Genomic DNA, 18,154 nt, shown 5'->3' on the forward strand with positions numbered 1-18,154 from the left:
CGGGCTTTTCTCGCAGTTATCGAAAAGATCAATTTAGTGATGCTATCTATTTGATTTTAAGTGTTGTCCCAATCATAACCAAAACTTGGTAATGATTAATATTAGTTAATTGCAAATTCGTTAGATGGCGTTCCTTTAAAACATCTAGGTATGACTGGAAAAGTTTCGGTGAGCACATAGTAATAGGTACCATCAGGGTATTCGGGAGTAACACCCGTTCTACCATTACACTCATCCAGGTCTCCCTGTCCTTCTATGTACTCGTAATCATTGGAATAGGTGCCGTTGTAATCTCCGCAAGGGGCTGTTACGCCATCACCCTCTCGCTCTCCTGATCTTAGCGTAAAGCCTGAGGTCAGGGATTTCACATCAGAAGAGCTATTGTCTGCCGTGCTGTAGCCATACTTATAATAGATTGGAAATCCATCGGCAGCATAACCCACTAAGGTCATTACCGGATTTTCTTCATCCAAACTCAATGTTTCGATATACAAGCTCGGGAATCCATGGTAGTGATATTTGCCTTGCGGCTGAACATGTGCATTATTACAATCGAAACCCAAATCAAGATTGACGGCTTCCATATTCCACTCCCAGTTTACACTTGGGTCTGTAAATGGAACCGTGTGAGGCCATGGTTCAGCAGGCAAAGGGTCTAACTCAATACCTGAGAATACGATACCAAAAGAATAGGCTGGGCCCGAAGTCATTGATAATAATTCTGTAGTTTCACCTGCCAATTCAGGCGTCGCATCCAATTCAAATGTTTGTGACTGCACCGTAATCGCATTGGGGTTTAGCGCACCCTGATCCTTCCCAAACAATCCAAATTTATGATCGGGTATCGAGTTGGTTGTAATAGTTCTGATATCATTTGCTTCGTCGAGCACATTGGTGAAAGTTGGTGCATCCAATGATGCGCTTGTATGATCTTCACCGCATTCTCCTCGTGTCTGGTCTACTTCCAATTGTGTGGTGCAATCATCGGTTGTCGTAGTACCGGAATCGTTGTCATTTATGGTCAGTGTAACGGCTCCAGAGGCTGTTACATCGCCATCTACATCGGACAAAGTCAGGATGATGGTCTCGTCCTCTTCGTCTGCTGAGTCATCGATTAGTGTTATATTCAACGAAGCCTCTGAAGCTCCTTCTAGAATCACAAGACTTCCTGATAATTCTTCGAAATCCTCTGCGGATGTTGCTGTACCGGACACTGTGTAATTCACCGTGATATCACTTCCTGAAGTATTAGTCAGACTTGAACTTGCAGTTATCAATATAGTACCGTCTCCTTCATTATAAGTCGTTTTGTCACTAGTAATGGAAATGCTTGCATCAAAGATCTCAGATGCTGAATCCTCATCACATGCAGAAAGGATGACAACTAAGAATAGCATACAATTAAAAATTACTCTGTTCATATTAAGTTTATTTAAAGATTTAACCAGCCTCCTGTCAAGACCAAAATTTTCTAGAAAAACTACCTCTGCGCAATGACAGAGGTAGCGTCATTAAGATCACACCATCCGTCTGATGGTGGTCAGCGCGATATTTTTATGATCAGTTTCCTTATCGCCTGGCACTCATTTCGAATCAATAAATCAAAAGTAGATCAGAAGCTTATTCCTTCGATGGGCTATGAGATGACAAATAGTAGACATTGGATTGAGGCAAAACGGAATACTTCAGTCTCTCATTTGAGTGAATCGAGCATTTCAAGGAATTATAGTTTGAATAATAATTTGCCGAACCAATAGCGACCAGTTAGATTGGACTGTCTGGCTTTGACATGATAGGGATAAATGCCATCAGCAACCTCTGCTGAATGATTTTGCTTATCCGGCAGAACGTTAAATACATTTGACGCACCGAGGTTAAGTTTTATATTTTCAGTAAGTCTAACGGTTGTGTTTAGGTCGACCAGGCAGATCGCACCAAAGGTCTGATCTCTGGGCTCAATTTCTTCGGTAAACTCATTCAATACCCAATTATCCGAATGACCATCATCCGGATGAAGATATTTGACTTCTCCCAGCCTGTTCATGTTCACAAAGACTTCCCATCGATCAAATGTCACGGTAAGTCTGGAATTCCATTGGTTTTGTGGAATAAAAGTTTCTATCAGTGCGACGTCTTCTCTTCCAAAAATAAATTCTTGCTTATCAGCTAAAGCTACAGGTAGACGTATATCTCCCTGTAATCTGGTTTTGAACACACTAAACATGGATCTCAAATGAACCTCACTACCTAACAAATTGAACTTTAGTGCCATCAAGGCATCCATTCCTCGCGTACGTGAATCAAAGCCGTTGAAAAAAAACTCCGCCTGATAATTTCCTAAAGGTTCTACGAAGGCTGCCACTTGGGGAAAGTTGGCCGGATCGACCCGACCAGACAACAGAATCCTGTCTTCAAGATCAATTTGAAAGGCATCTACACTGAGTGATAAATTTCTATTGATGGCAGAGGTGAAACCAAACCCAAAGTTTTCAGACAATTCCGGATTCAGCTTTTTCAGATTAAACGCTTTGTATAGTGCGCTTTCGGAGTTGAAGTTGATCACATTGAGCAATTCTCCATCCACCAGTTGTACTGACCGTCTCCGATAAAAAAGTTGTTGAAGACTGGGTGCTTTGAACCCAGTGCTAAAAGAGGCCCGAATAACAAACTGTTTTGAAAACTTATACCTTCCGGCCAACTTAAAATTAGAATGTCCGCCAAAGTCACTGTAAGACTCCTGTCGTGCAGCTGCCTCTAGCAGCAATTTATCTTGCCATCCAAAATCAAGTTCTACATAGGCCGAAGCATTTGATCTCAACTCTTCTAGCTGATCCTCTTCGGAGACACCATAATACCCTTGGATGCCAGCCTGCCTCGTCGCACCGGACTCGGTAGTAGTTTCTCCATCTACATATGAAGATATTTCCCCTTTCTCAGTTCCATAAGCCTCCAGTCGAAATTCCGAGCCAAATGATACTTCGAAATGAGATCTGGGCCATCTGAAGGACCTGGTGGCGTCAAAATTAAGCACATTATGTCTATAGAAGTAACTACCTGCAAAAGCAGAAATTGGAGATCTGATGCCCAGGGATGCATTGTTAGAATTGAAAACTGAAACTTGAATGGTATTATGGCCATGGTTATAGCCAAAGTCAAGAGACCAGTCGTTAATCTCTCCTCGCAAACCGGCAGCTAGTGATTTATCAAAAATATCGGCATGTAACTCCGGTGAGAAACCATAAGGATAAAGCAAGTCCAACACCAAAGCCTCCTCGTACGGAAAGCGGTACATGGCGTGTATTTTCTCATTTCTGTAATTGATGCTTCCAAATGAATAGAGATCAATATGATCTGTCAATTCGAATGCACCGTTGTACATCAAAGTTGAATTTCGATTCGAAGGTGTTCCGATAGCTGCCACTCTTTCCTGATCGAATGGCGTTTGACTAAAGAATTCATTTCTATAATCCTCACTATGATCCAGACTATCATCGGTGATTATTCCGGTATAGTTACCAGAACGATTGACCATTTGCTGGTCAAAAAAAGATCCCGTCATATTCAGATAACCTCGTTGTCTGATAGGAAATCCATGATTGACTGAGAGCATCCGTAGTTGACCATCGCTCCTGGAAGAAGATCCGGCCTGTAAGGCCAGTTGCGCACCCACTTTTTCTTTTAGCATGATATTGATCACACCGGCGATAGCATCAGAACCATACTGTGAGGATGCACCATCTCTCAAAACTTCAATTTTATCAACGGCCATGATCGGGATCGCATTGAGATCCGTGCCACTTGCCCCTTTTCCAAAAACATCATTGAAATGTAGAAAGGCACTTTTATGCCTTCTTTTCCCATTGACCAAAACCAAAACATGATCAGGCTCAAGTCCCCGCAAAGAAATAGGAGCTACAAAATCAGTTCCTTCTGCTGTGCTTTGTCGCACCGAAAAAAAGTTGGGCAATAGTTGATGAAGGGCCTCTGCCAATGTGGGCCTACCAGTGTTGAGCAGATCTTTGGCATAAACCACATCAATGGGTACTGGAGATTCCAGTTGATTTTGAGAAATATGAGACTTGCTTCCCAGAGATACATCTGCATCCATCAGGTTGCTTCTTAGCTGGAAATCAACTTCAATTTGCTGCAAATTATGAACGGCTATGATTTTTACCACAGGTTCATAACCACTAAGCGATACATTGATCTCATACAGCCCTGTGTCCAACTCGAATGCAAAGTATCCATCGGCATTGGTGTAAGTGCCATAGGCCGTATTCAGGATATTTACATTTACATCAGAAAGTGGTCCGAATCTGTCCGTGACGGTTCCCGTAATGAAACCATATTGAGCCAAAAGCACGCCATTAGTTAACACAATCAATAATATTGTCCCAATTAACCCCTTCATTGCTCGATAAGATAAACTTTGGTAGATGAGGTGGTTGCTGTCCGACCATCGACAGTTTGCACAGAGAGATTATAGAGGCCCGGAGATTCTACGGAAAGGGCCTTTCCTTCTCCTATCTTTTTGCTGTTCCTTAACCAGGTAAATATTCCTTTCACATTTGACTTAGCGTGCAGTGTTCCAGATTTTTTAAAGCTTATAGACTCCCCTTCTTCAATGTAAACCTGGAGTTTTACAAAGGATTTGACGGAGACATGAATCGGCTTGGAAATGAGTATTTGGCCTTGATAGCTGATACCTTTGACTTGATAACGGCCAGTTTTGTTAATCAAAATATTGGAGGAATTACCGATCTGCCGACCATTGAAATACCACACGAAAGACACATCCTTCAAATTAGATTTGGCATGCAAATAACCTTCTTTTTCAAACAATACTGAATCTCCTTCCAAAATTGATATTTCGATCTCGCTTTCCGGGCGTCTTCTTAATATATAAGGTTCAGTAAGAGACGTGGATTCCCATGGTATTTGTCTTCTGGACGAGTTTTCAAGCACATAACTTCTTACCTGTTCAAACATGTCCTTGATCTCAAGATCATATTGTGGCAGATATTTGAGTAGTGCTTCAGTGAACATTCCATTCTGCCCTTCACCATCAGAAGCTACTTTGCCCGGACTGGTCGCAAAAGAGATAATGGTTCCTTCGGGGGCATCCATAAGCGCCAGTCCTTCATGAAGCTGGCTTGCTTCTCCTTGAGAGAAGGGATTTTTCCGACAGGCATCTAGAATGATTACATTAATTTTAGTTTTGGCAAGTTTCAGCGAATTCAAAATTGCACTTGCAGGTACACAATTCTTTCGAATATCTGTGATGGAATTGGCATAAGCATCCACCGGAACCAAATAATTTTTTCCAAGCATTTCGATGCCATGCCCGGCATAGTAAAACAAGATCAGATCATAGTCCTGCACACGCTGGCTGAAGGTCTTGATTGACATCTTTGTTTCCTCCTTAGTTTTGTCCAAAAACGACAGCACATCAAAACCCATTGTTTCGAGTGTGGCAGTCATGTGCAATAGGTCATTTTTTGCATTGGGCAGGTCGTCCAGGTATTGATAGGAAGCGTTGCCCATCACCAGTGCCAGTTTTTTCTCGCTATACACTTGAGACCAGCTTAAACTCTGGCAGAATAACATCAAGCCAATTGCAAAGTTGACTTTCAGCCCCCATATTTTTCTTACCAGATTGTGTTGCGTTACCCACATTTTTCTAATTCGTAGCCTGCAGTCCCATCAATGGTCCTTACAGCGGCAAAATATCCAAGAGCCTCAAATTCAGAAACAACATGGTCAGCAAAATTTCTGGTAAAAAAAGGTTCTAAAACGTAGGTAAAACCTGAGCCAATATATTCGCTTCTCATCTCTGCTCCCGAAGCCTGCAAGCGCTCGTGCTGTTCTTTTTCCTGGGGTACAATCTGCACCTGGAAGTAGTCATCATAATTCGTTGATGGATAATGTCTGAAAGCTTCCCCGACTTCATCAATGATGTATTGATTTTCAGGTCGGCTATGCCCACTCTGGTCGGAAAGTTCCTGTATCAATTCAAGTAATAGCTTGACTTCTTTCTTCCCCGGGTTGAGCTCCAGGTACTTTCTCATTTCAATGGAAAAATTAAAGAGGGCGGAAACATCCGCCCTTTTAAACCTACTCATAAGCTTATCCCAAGATATATCAATCTCCCAATCGTCAGCCAATGTTTCTACAAAATTCTTTTCGTTTTCCTTCAGTATCTTATCAGTCAAAGCGGTTGCCGCTAGTAAGTCAATGACTTTGTTCCTTGATTCTACCTGAAAAATATATTTGGCCAGATTAAATACTTCTTTTGTTTCATGACCAATGGATCTCCCGATCAGGCTCAACCAATGATGTCTTTTGTTTCCCGCGACCCAAATACCGCCAGCCACCAAAATCTGCACTACCGAAGCTCCCAACCAAATCGCTCCATCCACAAATCCCTGCCATTGTTGTTCGAAGAAAAAGTTCAACGTGAAAATGGATCCCGGTATCATACCCGTTGCTCGTGCAGAAATCGAAATGCTATCTGCTACTTCTTTGATGTGCTTTCTTGACCAAAGCTTGTTCAAAGTCAAATAGACCTCTACCACCGAAAAAAGCACTGCTCCGTAAGCCAGAAAATGGATAAGCTGCTGAAACATAACCCGCTATTTAAGGATCAGGCGTTTGACGTATTGATGTTCATGAGTTACAAACCTGAAAATGTACAAACCGCTTTCCAACCCCGTCAGGTCAATTTGAGCTTGGCGGCCGGAAATCCCATTTATTTGCTCGTTCCATACCTGGTGTCCATATATATCAAAAACAGCCAATTTTCCCTCAAAATCTCCCTCGTTAGTCAAAACCAAATTCACCAAACCTTCTGTAGGATTAGGAAAAAGTGACATTTCGCTGACTATCTCACTCTCTTCCTCTTTGACTTCTATTCGTCCTTCAGTCGATTCATCATTTATTTTTCGGATTTTCAGGTCTGAAATAAAGCCTTCCATGTCTTTGCTAGCCTGATTATTTGACCTGCCTATGTCGACCAAATCCTCTGATATCCAGGCCGCAATTCCTGATTCCAAAGCTGCCAGTTGTCCGTTGATGTAAATCTCTCTGGTGCCATCTTCTTTCAAATAGGTGAATCTCAGGTGATACCATTCTTGAGCCTCCAGGGTTTGTGAAGTGGTCTTTTGAATTCCGTCAAACTTAAATCTCACCTTCGCATTAGATCTTACAAAAAGTAGCAGTCCATTCGACACATAGGTGCCTAAGATTGAATTATCAGAATCAATCGATGGGAGTTTTACCCAAGCACTCACCGTGAAACTGTTGTCTGACATACCCATGTCATCTGCCTGTGCGAGCTGAATGTAGTCCCCACTACCATCAAAACTCGAGACAAACCCTCGTTCTGTATCTTCAACAAATGTAACATCACCTTCGGCGGTACCATGAAAACCATTTCCGCTGGTATCAAATGTGGTAGCTGTCAGCGGGTAGTAGGCCATCAATTCTGCAGAATGTCCGCTGTAGTTCTCGAAAACCTCATCCTCAGTAAGTGCTTCTTTCCAAATTCGGAAGTCATCCAGATAACCTGTAAAATACTCACTTTGGGCTAACCCAATGGTTACTTCATCCAAACCTTCGAAGGCACCTTTATCTGAGATCGTCGCATCACGTTCTCCATCTACATAGATGGTCATGGTGGCTGCATCTGCGTCATAGACATACGAAACAAAATGCCATTCATCTGAAGCAATGGATTGCACGCCCTCCAGGTCATTGTTGAAGAAACTCATATGAGCGCTACCCGCCTCAATACCAAGATTTAAACCTTGATTATCATCTTCTACGCTGGTTCCAATAATGGGCAAAGTAGTACTGGCATCAGTAAACTTGACCCATGTACTTACAGTAAAACTTTCATTGACCAAATCTAAAGCCTGGCTCGTGGTAAGCGTGATATAACCACTCGTTCCATCAAAAAAGGCCACTTCACCCCGTTCGTCATCATCAACAAAGCTCACCCCACCTGCTATAGTACCTTCAAAAAGGTTATCGCTAATGTCATTGGCCGCCGTGTCCAGTGGGTAATAAGCCACCAGGTAATCCGAACAGGTGCTTGTGATCACTATTTCTTTTTCGACATCCATCGAGCACTCTCCCAACGTAGCAGTCATATTGACCATATAATCCCCTACGGCACCAAACAAATGCGCAGGATGCTGCTCGTCGCTGGTATTACCATCACCAAAACTCCATAGCACTGCATCAGGCTCAAGGTCAGAAACTTCAATAAACTGGACCGTATCCGAGGTACAACCAATACCACTTACCAAAAAATTGGGCTGGATGACGTCATCCGAAAGTGTGACGATCACCTCATCAGAGGCCGTACAACCTAATTCATTGCTTACTTCTATCGAATAAGTACCGGCTTCTTCTACCAGGATACTTTCAGCACTTGCTCCCGTAGACCAGGAATAAGTGGCCAGTCCCTCTTCGGCAACTAAAGTAACCGGAGCTCCCTGACAAATCACCTGATCCTCACCAAGATCTATTTCTACAGATTGCACCTCTACTGCCAGACTATCGAGTAGCGTGCAAGCTTCCTCATCGACGACCTGTATAAAGAATTGATCATCTTCAAAGGCATCCCGACTGTCTTCCACGCTACTATCATTCAGCCACAGGTACGAAACAAAAGTATTTTCGGGTGTAACAGATATTATATCCCCCAGGCATATAAAAAGCGTATCAGGTGTAAAGATGGCAGTAGTAGGCAAATCAAATTCATAAGCTCCTATATCTGGTGTGGCAGGAGTGCGGTCTATATTGTTGTAATCCGTGAAAACCGGATGATCAAGTGCTTTACCCGTATTGCTTACACTGTAGTGACAGATGTTTGGCAGACCGTCCTGAGGAAATTCCAGATTAAAATTGGTAGAATTCTGATCCAAACCGCTAGATTGATGCACTGCCAGGGTTGCTCCCAATGTAGATAGGATACCTTCGGAATAGATGACATTGTAGTCCGCATCGTGAAACACACTCAATATGGCAGAATAGACCGAGCCCTCACCATAGTTCATCAGAATATTGTTGTACAAAGAGACATCAGATCCCCCAGTAAATGCGGCCACACTCAACAACGAGGACATACGGACAGAATTATGTACGAAATCAAGTTTAGTCGCCAAATCAAAATTAACACCGACCATACTGTTGGTGGTATTGGATAGTTGCAGGTAATTGTTGCTTACCATGTTGATCGTGCTGTCCGATATTGAAGAGCTTTGAAATTGCATGCCTTTGGCTCCATTATTGAGTTTGACGGTATTTTGGTTAACCACAAAATCAGATGAGCTCCAGAGTTCCAGTCCAATGGAATAAGCAATGGCACTTTCCTCATTTTCCACATGGTTGCCCTGTACTAATGCATGAGAAACACTAAGTGATAAAGACTGTATACTCTGATTGTAGAACTCATTGTTTTCAATGGTCACCTCAGTGGTTCCAAATGAGCTCAGTCCATAGTAAGCATTTCTAAATAAACAATCACTGACAGTAATATCATGGGCTCCACCGCTACTAAAAAACAGCAATGTGGGAAAAGAAGAAAAGCCCAATCCGGTTTGACCAAGGAAATAACAATTATCGAATGTAATTCCGGATACCGTGGCATCATTACCGACCGTCACAACACTCGCGTAATTACCAGAGCTGCTATTTTGAAACGTCATGTTTCTAAACAAAAGACCCTGGGTACCATTGATGCTCAAAGTATAGTCCCGATTTTCTGAGTTTACATCATAATACAAAAGAACGTCCTCTCTGGTACCCAAACCAACAAACGAGATCACATGGTCATTACTTCCTGTGATATTTGAACCATCCAAAGCCAACTGTTCTTTGTAGTTCCCCGACTGTACATTGAAAGTCACATCACTGTCAATACCATTGGTTTCCATGTCTGTGATGGCTGCACCAAATGAAGCATAGTCGCCTGTTGCTCCTATTGTATAGGTACCACTAAGTTGAGCATAACCTTGCTTTGTTAGCAAAAGCAAACACAACAAAACAAGACCCAATGATTTTAAAATTAGATTGATCATAACTTAAAAGCGATATGCGTAATTAATTGTCGCAATGGTTTCTCCGTAAGAAGTCGAACTGGACGTTTCTTCGGTCGAGCTGGTGACAATCGTACGTTGGATAAAACTAATATTGGCAGAGATCGTGTGACTCGACTTGAGCTGCATAGATCCGGTAAGCAGGGCATTAAACGTCTTATTACCCTCCGAGCTGAAATAGTTTAAGCTGGTTTGTGTGGTCAGTTTGTCGTTGAAGAAGTTTCTCTTGGCAGAAACACCGGGTCCTAAACGTGTAGTAACTATGCCGCCCAGATCATTTTTGTTGTAATTGAACCTAACGCTCATATCCGTATTGATACTGCTTAGTTTGACGGTATAGTTAAAAGTACCTGTCATAACCAGGTTATTCGAACTTCTGTCTGCAGATGCAAAATCATCAGATACAGACTGGCGGCTCAGGTTCACACTAAAGACATGACTATCCTTGGATTTACCACCAAGCATGTAAGTACCGTAAACTGAAGTAGCCTTGGTCACTACCACTGCATTCAAACTATCCAAAGCGGAATTAAGCACATATCTTACCTGCGCTGAGTAGTTCGAAAAACTCATGCCAATAGAAAAGGGGTTTTGCGCATAAACAATATTGCCGGCTGCAATTGTTCTGCTGGATTCCGATTGCTCCGTGCCAAACAAATTGTTTCGTTGTAATCCCCCATTGACAGAGAGGGCCAGTTTCTTCTTAAATATCGAGGTAGCATAGGCCGCTGTGATGTTTTCCATATCATTGTTGAAGAAATATGCACCCATGGTTTGATAATCAGGATCAATTCGTTCATAGGTACCTGACAGAGTGTGACCGGACAGACTATAGGACGTAGAGAACTTAAAGGCATTCCTGATCACCGTAGAAACTTTTTTATCAAGGCCAAAAGCCGAAAATAGCGCATCATTTCCTACGCTTTCATCACGGATATCAGTGGTATAGGCTGACCTGGCAAATTCTCCAGACAACGAAAGATTCTTGACTTTGGAAAACTTCCAGGCTACGCCGAGTACTTTATTTTCTCCAGGAAAAACGGTAGTCGAATCAGGAATCACATCCCAGGAGTCTTCGTCGTCCCGAGCACTGAAAAACATGAAGTCGACATAATTGCTATCATCGCCATATCCGACTTTTCCACCATATCCAATTCTATTAAAACTGGGCACAAAGGCTTGATTTGTGGCTATATCTATAGGAACTGCAGAAGCAAACCTACCGTACGTAGCAGCTACTCTTATTTTACCAGGATTCAGTTCAAGCCCTCCACCGAGAAAAGTATGTCCTGCCAGCGTATAAGTTGAGTAGGTCATATTCGAGTAGCCTATATGTGCCTTAGCCCATTTGTAAGAAGGTTTGATCGAAAGGCGGTTATAGGGTTGTGCAAAAGAGGTATTCTGAGAGGTCAATGTACCTGAGAGCGGAACAGCTATACCAAATATGCTGAAATTCAAACGACCGCTCAAAGTCCATATATACGGATCCTGCCGACCTTCGATACCATTGGCCATATAGAATCTATTCTGAGCGGAGATACCCCCAGAAACTTTAATCGCTTTTTGTTCCCCCAGTTTATCCAGGCTTACATCCTGACCTGAAACCAGGGTCACTACAAGGCTACTGATCAACAGTAGCACAAAGGATATTTTCTTTATGTCTAAAATCATAGTTGTAACTGAAGCGCAATACAATATTATTGGATTAAACAAGGCGAAAATTATTTCCTTGTAGACATGTAGTGGACATCAATATTCCACTTTAAAAAAGCACAAATAGTCATTTAAAAGGCTAGAGGCTTTTTGATCAGCGATAGGTTGATTGATTGCTTATACCCATTCGCCGCGCATGGATGAACAATTGGATCACTTGATCTTTATCTTAACCGGCTCACTTAGCTGGCTTTTCGATCCGTTTTTGTGAATTACTTTCACGGCGTAGAAATACGTGCCTGGTTGCTTGAGTACTTCCGAAAATTCGGTTGAGTTCTGAGTTACAGTTTTATAACTCTTGACTTTTTCATTGTCTTTGTTTCTATAGATAATAAACCGGTAATCCCCTTCTGTTTCCGCATAATCCCAATCCAGGGATACCTTGCGGTCGTTTTTATCGAAGTCAGCAGAAAGGCCCGATACCTGGTCCATTTTCTTCTTGTCAATCATTTTACCGCGGAGCGGAAAGGAAAGCTCAGATTTCAATCCACCATCATCGATTGCCTGTAACCTGTATTGATAAATGATCCCTTTTTCGACAGTTGTATCACTATAAGTAGTTAGCGTCGGGTTGTCGATCTCAATTTCAACGGTTTCTTCTTTATGGGTTCTAAATAAAAGCTGCTTTACCACATCCTGGCTGCTACTAGGTGCCCAGAAAAGGTCGATGGAGTGCTCTGTGGCCCTTATATCCTTAAAAGCCGGTGTCGAAGGGCGTAAGATATCTGGCTTAATGGCTTCCGCAATTTCAGAAAATTCTGAGTGATTATAGCTTTTATCTACCGCTTGTACTTTATAGTAAATTTTCTCCGTTAGGGTATTCAACGGAATGTGATAGATGTAAAAATTAGCGATAATCGGTTTAGTCGTCAGCTGCGAAAACTCATGATCAGGGCTATTGCTGTAGTACAGCCGATAGCCTAAAAACCCCAATTCATCCACATGCTCGTCAGTCCATTTGATTTCTACCTCACCGGTAGAATCCACCACAGCATGTACCTCAGTCGGTACCGGTGGAGGAATGGTATCTGGAATATTTACAAAAATCGGAAATGAATAACTGGAATTACCGGCTGTATCTAACATGGCCATCCTGAAATAATGTGAATACTCATCTGGCAACGGTGTATAATGATAGACCGTATCTCTGGGGTTGATGGATTCGGCCTCCAATCTCACAAAGGTCGAATCTGTATGATAAGCGAATTCAATATGCAGATCTTCAAAGTCATCCGGTATTTCCGGCAAGCGCCAGCTTAAGCGTATCTCACCTGTCTCGTCGAGGTACTCTCCTGATTTGAGTACTGGATTTTTCGGCGCAGTAATGTCACTTCCCATACCCTGGACTGTGGCCTGAATACTCTTATCACCAAATCCATCGAGCCCGGTAATCCTGTACTTGTATTGGATGTAGTTTGCTTCTACATCGTTATTGTACACATAGTATCGGACAGTATCCATGGAAACACTATCCAAAATGCCGACGGTCTCAGAAAAGTATGGGTTTAGTGTGAGACTGTCGTAGGTCGCACCATTGTCACTACTGCGCTCAATGATATAGGCCGTAAAAGGTCTGTTTTCTACTACAGGCCATCTGAGTTGAACACTTTTTTCTTTCGAAACTGCTTCAAAATCTTTCACTTCCAGGATCGTACCTTGTCCCGAAAATTCCACCAAACCCCGTTGGTTCATTTTGTTTTTGACCAGTTGTTGTTTCTGTTGTTCGGTCAGTTGGTCCACCGGTGTCTCTGCCCATGGCTCGGCCAACAGGACTTCATAAGTATATCTGTCGCCGGGTTTGACATTCCGGTCTACATATCGTAAGCCCAGACCATCCGCGGCTAAGCTAGATAAATCTGCAGCCACCATCACAAAGCCGAACATGGATTCGTCCTGTGACCCTTTGACCGCGAACCCCTCCTCTTCCGAAATAGAAAGCGAACCGGTGGTTGCACCTGCTGCAATCAAAGCATATTTGTCTTCATTAGGAAAGTAGGAAACCCACTGTGCTGAATCATAAGGACGAATGGGGTCTTCAAGATTGGATAGATTAACGGGTGCATGCATTTCGGCCAGTTTGGCCCTGATCAACTCCCGGATCTGTTCCTCACTCATCTGACTCACATCCTGGTCCAACGTGATTGGGTTTTTCTCAGTATTTCCAGACGGCAAAGTCCTCCTAATCAACACATATCCCAATTCATTGGCCTTGAGCCATAGGGCACGGTTGGAAGGTGCCCATCGTACAACGATGGAGTCTTCATATTGCTTATGGTGTAGCGCAATGTAATCATCTACTACTTCCTTTGACCTCGTTCTTTCTTTCCCGAGCGTGTCCGGTTTGCTTTTAGACAGTTTTGTCGCTCTTAACTTCTCAAAGAGTGCAGAAGCCAGGCTATCTTTTTCAGAAGTTTCTTCCGGCCGTGGTGGCACGGTAATGACCGTATCCAATAAAGCCGGCATCTGATTCTGGGCATAGAGGGACTGGTTGACCCATAAACCTATGCCAACGAAAAAAAACTTAATATATGATTTGTTCATCTCTTTCATATCAGTTTTCTGGTAACGTTAGCTGTTTGGTGGTTTGCGTACCATCCGTATTATTGATAGTGATATTCCACTTCGATTTCTCTAATGTACCTGTCGTAGAAAATTCACTGTCTATGAATTCGTAGAATTCTTCATTGTTTTCATACATCGTCGCAGTCCTAGTTTCATATGTCCCTGAACTGGTCCTGTAATTATAGGGATATTGCCAGGGACGTGGCACATATTCGTCTCCAATAAAAGACCAGGCCGATTTAAGATAAGACAGCCATAAATGAGCATCTGTCATAAACCAGGCATAATTGAGCATACTTTGTCCATATACTGTAACTCCTGAGTTCTTTTCACTGGCCGAGAGCAAGATCGGCGTATAGGTAATCATGAAGTTATTGCCCTGGTATTTGGGATAGTCGTACTTAGAAATGTTCGGCGCTATCCTTTCGAAGTAATACTCATTAAAATCATTGCCATATTGCAAATCTTCTTGGCTCCAGTCTTTCGAAAGATCATTGCCCCACTCCTTGAGGTCATTGATCAATTCGGATTGACTCGTCCAGGCCACTTTTTCCACTTCGAATGTCGGGGCATAGGTGTAAGTATCTCCGAGATAATCAAATTCGTAACCAAAAGACTCAATCAGGTCCAGTCCTTCATTTTGAGTTTGGCTTCCAAAATATCCCATTTGGTAGTACCTTTTACCCGTAGCGTCGAACTGGTTTGTTGCTGCTATACCATCCGGTGAAGTAAAAGAGGAAGGGGCTGCATATGTACTCATTTGACCGGCCGACACATAATCATCCAGCTTATCCGAAGGTGTATCATAATCAGACATTCTGAAATACCACTCATAAATTTCGACATCATCAACATTGGCCACTGAGGTTGATGTTATTTCATTGCTGACTACTTCTACACCTTCTGAAATTTCTTCGCTCGAGGTTTCTACAGTTAGTTCTTCATCTTCTGCAGCCTTGTAGACACCCTTGATAGAACATTTGAAAATATGACCGTTGCGACTATTGAGCCAGGTGTTCCAGTTATCTCTTCCGCCGGACAGAATGGTCATGGTCCGTGTTTTCCACTCAGGTGTGTAGTAGAAAATCAAGTCACCGATCCAATTGATATTCCACACCAAAACCGATTCCTGATCTTCTGAATAGGTGAGCGATTTACTCTTGGTTGCCCCGTCCGTCAGGTCTTCTATGATCAATTTGTAATCAAAATCTCCCGTATTTTCAAAAAGGTAATCCCAGCCATCTGACCCGATGTACACCATAAATGGATCGCTGGACCCCCTATCATATAAATTGTGTTGATCGGTAATTGGGAAGGTGATCTCTACCGCTTCCTCTGGTAAATATTCTGGTAATGCACCTGTGGTGAATGTCGTGGTCTTTGATTCGGTGGAGTTGCTCACCCAGCTCCAGCTGGAGTTATTGGTACTCACTTTCCACTTGGTCTGAGCGGTTGCTGTATACTCGGTGTATTCATCCATGATGTGGTCCAGATACAGTTCTGCTGTCATGCCGTCATCCGCTACTTCTATTGTAGTTTGGCTCGTGCCTCCGGTCAGCGTAAAAGACTGTATGACAGGTTTGTAATAATAAGTCGTAATCTCTCCGTCACTGTCCATGGCATCGAGACTAAAACTCTCATCCAACGGTAGATTGACTGCAATGGTAGGAGCAGACAATACGGACACGTCCTGTTCTCCGTTCTCCGGAGAAATATCCGAAATCTCTACAATTCCGGCCAGTGGATTTTCTGAGAAACTACATCTTTCACCGATCTCAAATTCATAATCCACGTTCCCTTTGATCGCTCCTTCTAAGATCCTATATTTAATACTAACTTCACCATAGAGCCAGGTAGGGTTTGGAACTTCTGCCTGTATCACCATAGAAGCAGCCAGGTCCAAAATACTCACCTTACCATCATAAAACCAGGTATCTACTTCTATACCTACATTTCCTTCTCCATAAGCATAAGCTTGTCCTGACAAGTACCAGGAATCTAAACCAATAGTCCCTCTTGCGGCACCACAGCTATTGGCTGTAACCTGTCTCAGGTAAGCATCAAATCCCATAGCAAATTCCGCTGAAGCGTAAAAGGACCCAAACTCATAGCTTTGCTTGTTGATAGCAAACCCACCGCCAAAGATGATTTTAGAGCCACCTCGATCGGAAGGTCGTTGGTTCGAGGCAGAGCCGTTATAGTCCGGTAAGATTTCCGAAATACTTGGCATGTCCGGTACTTCAGTGCCAATGTCCATATAGGCCGTAAATGAAGCCATGTCAGCTACGCGAATCGATACGGGGTTATTCGGTGTACCGATCCAGAGATAGTATTCGTCATTGGACAATTTCATTGCCGCCGAACCTGAACCGCTTACGGCTTCGGTATTGATGGTCATCTGTGCAGTAGCTGTGAAGATGGGGTCATCCGGTTCTGATAAATCCAGGTTGGCATCAAATCGCCCGATGGCCGCTGACTCCTCGCGGTCGAGAATCGTACCAGGAGACATCATGTAAGCAGCACCGCTTAATGCTATACTCTCCACAGAAGGTACGCTGTTTGATAACCCAAAGGACATTTCAAAGGTCGCATCAGCACTAAAGCCTGTTCCTGGGGCAATACCCATAATCATGGAGGCCTTCATTCCGATGAGAGTTTCTTCATTAGGTACATACACAATGCCCGAAAGACTGGCACCTAACTCATCCGGCTCGGCATATAAAGCATCATTCTCAAGGTTCAAGCCTGGATCTGTGTCGTCCCTGGACATGTGATAATACATACCACCACCAAAGCCATACAGTCCAACACCCAAAATATCAATAAATGGACTCTGACTGAGTACCTGAGCATCAACAAAGAAGTAGCGGAAACCATCCACTTTGCCAAACTGCGCCAACGCATCCATTTGACCTACACCTGTAAATTGCGCACTCAACAGCCCTTTAAAGCCCTCTCCATAGGTCTCATCACCGTCATAGATCTGAAGGCTACCTTCAATGGAGCCTGCCGCCAATTCGGCCTCTACTTCGATAGCGCTCAATTCCACACCATCAAATTCCCAGGCGTTGAAAGGTGCGCCGGAAGCATCGTAGGCTCCAGTTACGATGATGCTTGCAATCCCGGCGACACCTAAATCATCACCTGTCAGATTGATATTGAGATCAAAGCTGATTCCAGCCTGATCCCCGTCGCCTTCTTCGAAGGCTACGTTATTTATCGACACTGGAAAATCTGATAGGGTCTCCTGTTCATCTTCTTCGTCCTCTTCAGATGAATCTTCATCGTCGAGGCCACTTCCTCCACCAAAAAGGGAGAAAGCATCTACTGCAATTCTTTGGTTTTCGTCAGGATGATTGATCTTTAGCCCTTCAAAGGCCATGGCTTCTACCTCAAAAGCGTTGCCTTGCTGGATCTCCAGGTTCAAGGTTAAATCACCGTATAATTCCGTATATGGCGTAAAACCATCAGTTGTCTTTTCTATGGCAATGACCGAGTTCGAAGCCAAAGACATCTCCGCTGCCCACATGCTCACACTCACATCTTCTTCGGTGTTGATGGTAAACAGTAGGTCTACTCCTTCGTCCGTTTTAGACATTAGCGCGGAGTAGTTTAGCGAATTTTCTTCATCCATAATAGGTACATGGATCTGGCCCAATAGTGAACCATCTACCAGCGAGTTGGATACAATATCGATCTGTACGGTATCTATAGAAAAGGCCCATTCGCCTAATCGGCCATTGTCCAATTCGAGGAGTCCGGCTGCAAATATGTTG

At 43.2% G+C, this 18,154-nt stretch carries 8 protein-coding genes; all 8 read right to left on the reverse strand.

All coding sequences use genetic code 11. The annotated features are described in order from the left end of the window. Positions 1-101: 101 nt before the first annotated feature. Positions 102-1,421: a YHYH protein gene (locus tag ABJD64_RS17540; RefSeq protein ID WP_348181658.1), complete on the reverse strand. Its 1,320-nt coding sequence runs from the start codon at positions 1,419-1,421 to the stop codon at positions 102-104. Between the two features lie 302 nt (positions 1,422-1,723). Continuing rightward, positions 1,724-4,411, reverse strand: a complete 2,688-nt coding sequence (locus ABJD64_RS17545) for a TonB-dependent receptor (RefSeq protein ID WP_348181659.1) — start codon at positions 4,409-4,411, stop codon at positions 1,724-1,726. Continuing rightward, positions 4,408-5,676 (reverse strand): caspase family protein, encoded by a 1,269-nt coding sequence (locus ABJD64_RS17550; RefSeq protein ID WP_348181660.1) that lies wholly within the window; start codon positions 5,674-5,676, stop codon positions 4,408-4,410. The genes ABJD64_RS17545 and ABJD64_RS17550 overlap by 4 nt, the downstream gene beginning before the upstream one ends. Continuing rightward, positions 5,667-6,626, reverse strand: a complete 960-nt coding sequence (locus ABJD64_RS17555; RefSeq protein ID WP_348181661.1) for a hypothetical protein — start codon at positions 6,624-6,626, stop codon at positions 5,667-5,669. Before ABJD64_RS17555 ends, ABJD64_RS17550 begins: the two co-directional genes overlap by 10 nt. Before the next feature lie 6 nt (positions 6,627-6,632). Beyond that, positions 6,633-10,085, reverse strand: a complete 3,453-nt coding sequence (locus ABJD64_RS17560) for a LamG-like jellyroll fold domain-containing protein (RefSeq protein ID WP_348181662.1) — start codon at positions 10,083-10,085, stop codon at positions 6,633-6,635. Positions 10,086-10,088: 3 nt separating this feature from the next. Further along, a complete protein-coding gene (locus ABJD64_RS17565; protein ID WP_348181663.1) occupies positions 10,089-11,774 on the reverse strand; it encodes a hypothetical protein in 1,686 nt (561 codons plus the stop codon). 195 nt (positions 11,775-11,969) lie between these two features. Continuing rightward, positions 11,970-14,357: a hypothetical protein gene (locus ABJD64_RS17570; protein WP_348181664.1), complete on the reverse strand. Its 2,388-nt coding sequence runs from the start codon at positions 14,355-14,357 to the stop codon at positions 11,970-11,972. A 10-nt stretch (positions 14,358-14,367) separates the two neighbouring features. Further along, positions 14,368-18,154, reverse strand: a 3,787-nt coding sequence (locus tag ABJD64_RS17575) for a hypothetical protein (RefSeq protein WP_348181665.1), incomplete at its 5' end; no start/stop codon positions are given.

The organism is Reichenbachiella sp. (genome assembly GCF_039944555.1).
Taxonomy (GTDB): Bacteria; Bacteroidota; Bacteroidia; order Cytophagales; family Cyclobacteriaceae; genus Reichenbachiella.

Coding starts and splice junctions, on each gene's coding strand:
- ABJD64_RS17540 (WP_348181658.1), bottom strand. CDS start 1,421: ATGAACAGAGTAATTTTTAATTGTATGCTATTCTTAGTTGTCATCCTT.
- ABJD64_RS17560 (WP_348181662.1), bottom strand. CDS start 10,085: ATGATCAATCTAATTTTAAAATCATTGGGTCTTGTTTTGTTGTGTTTG.
- ABJD64_RS17555 (WP_348181661.1), bottom strand. CDS start 6,626: ATGTTTCAGCAGCTTATCCATTTTCTGGCTTACGGAGCAGTGCTTTTT.
- ABJD64_RS17570 (WP_348181664.1), bottom strand. CDS start 14,357: ATGAACAAATCATATATTAAGTTTTTTTTCGTTGGCATAGGTTTATGG.
- ABJD64_RS17550 (WP_348181660.1), bottom strand. CDS start 5,676: ATGTGGGTAACGCAACACAATCTGGTAAGAAAAATATGGGGGCTGAAA.
- ABJD64_RS17565 (WP_348181663.1), bottom strand. CDS start 11,774: ATGATTTTAGACATAAAGAAAATATCCTTTGTGCTACTGTTGATCAGT.
- ABJD64_RS17545 (WP_348181659.1), bottom strand. CDS start 4,411: ATGAAGGGGTTAATTGGGACAATATTATTGATTGTGTTAACTAATGGC.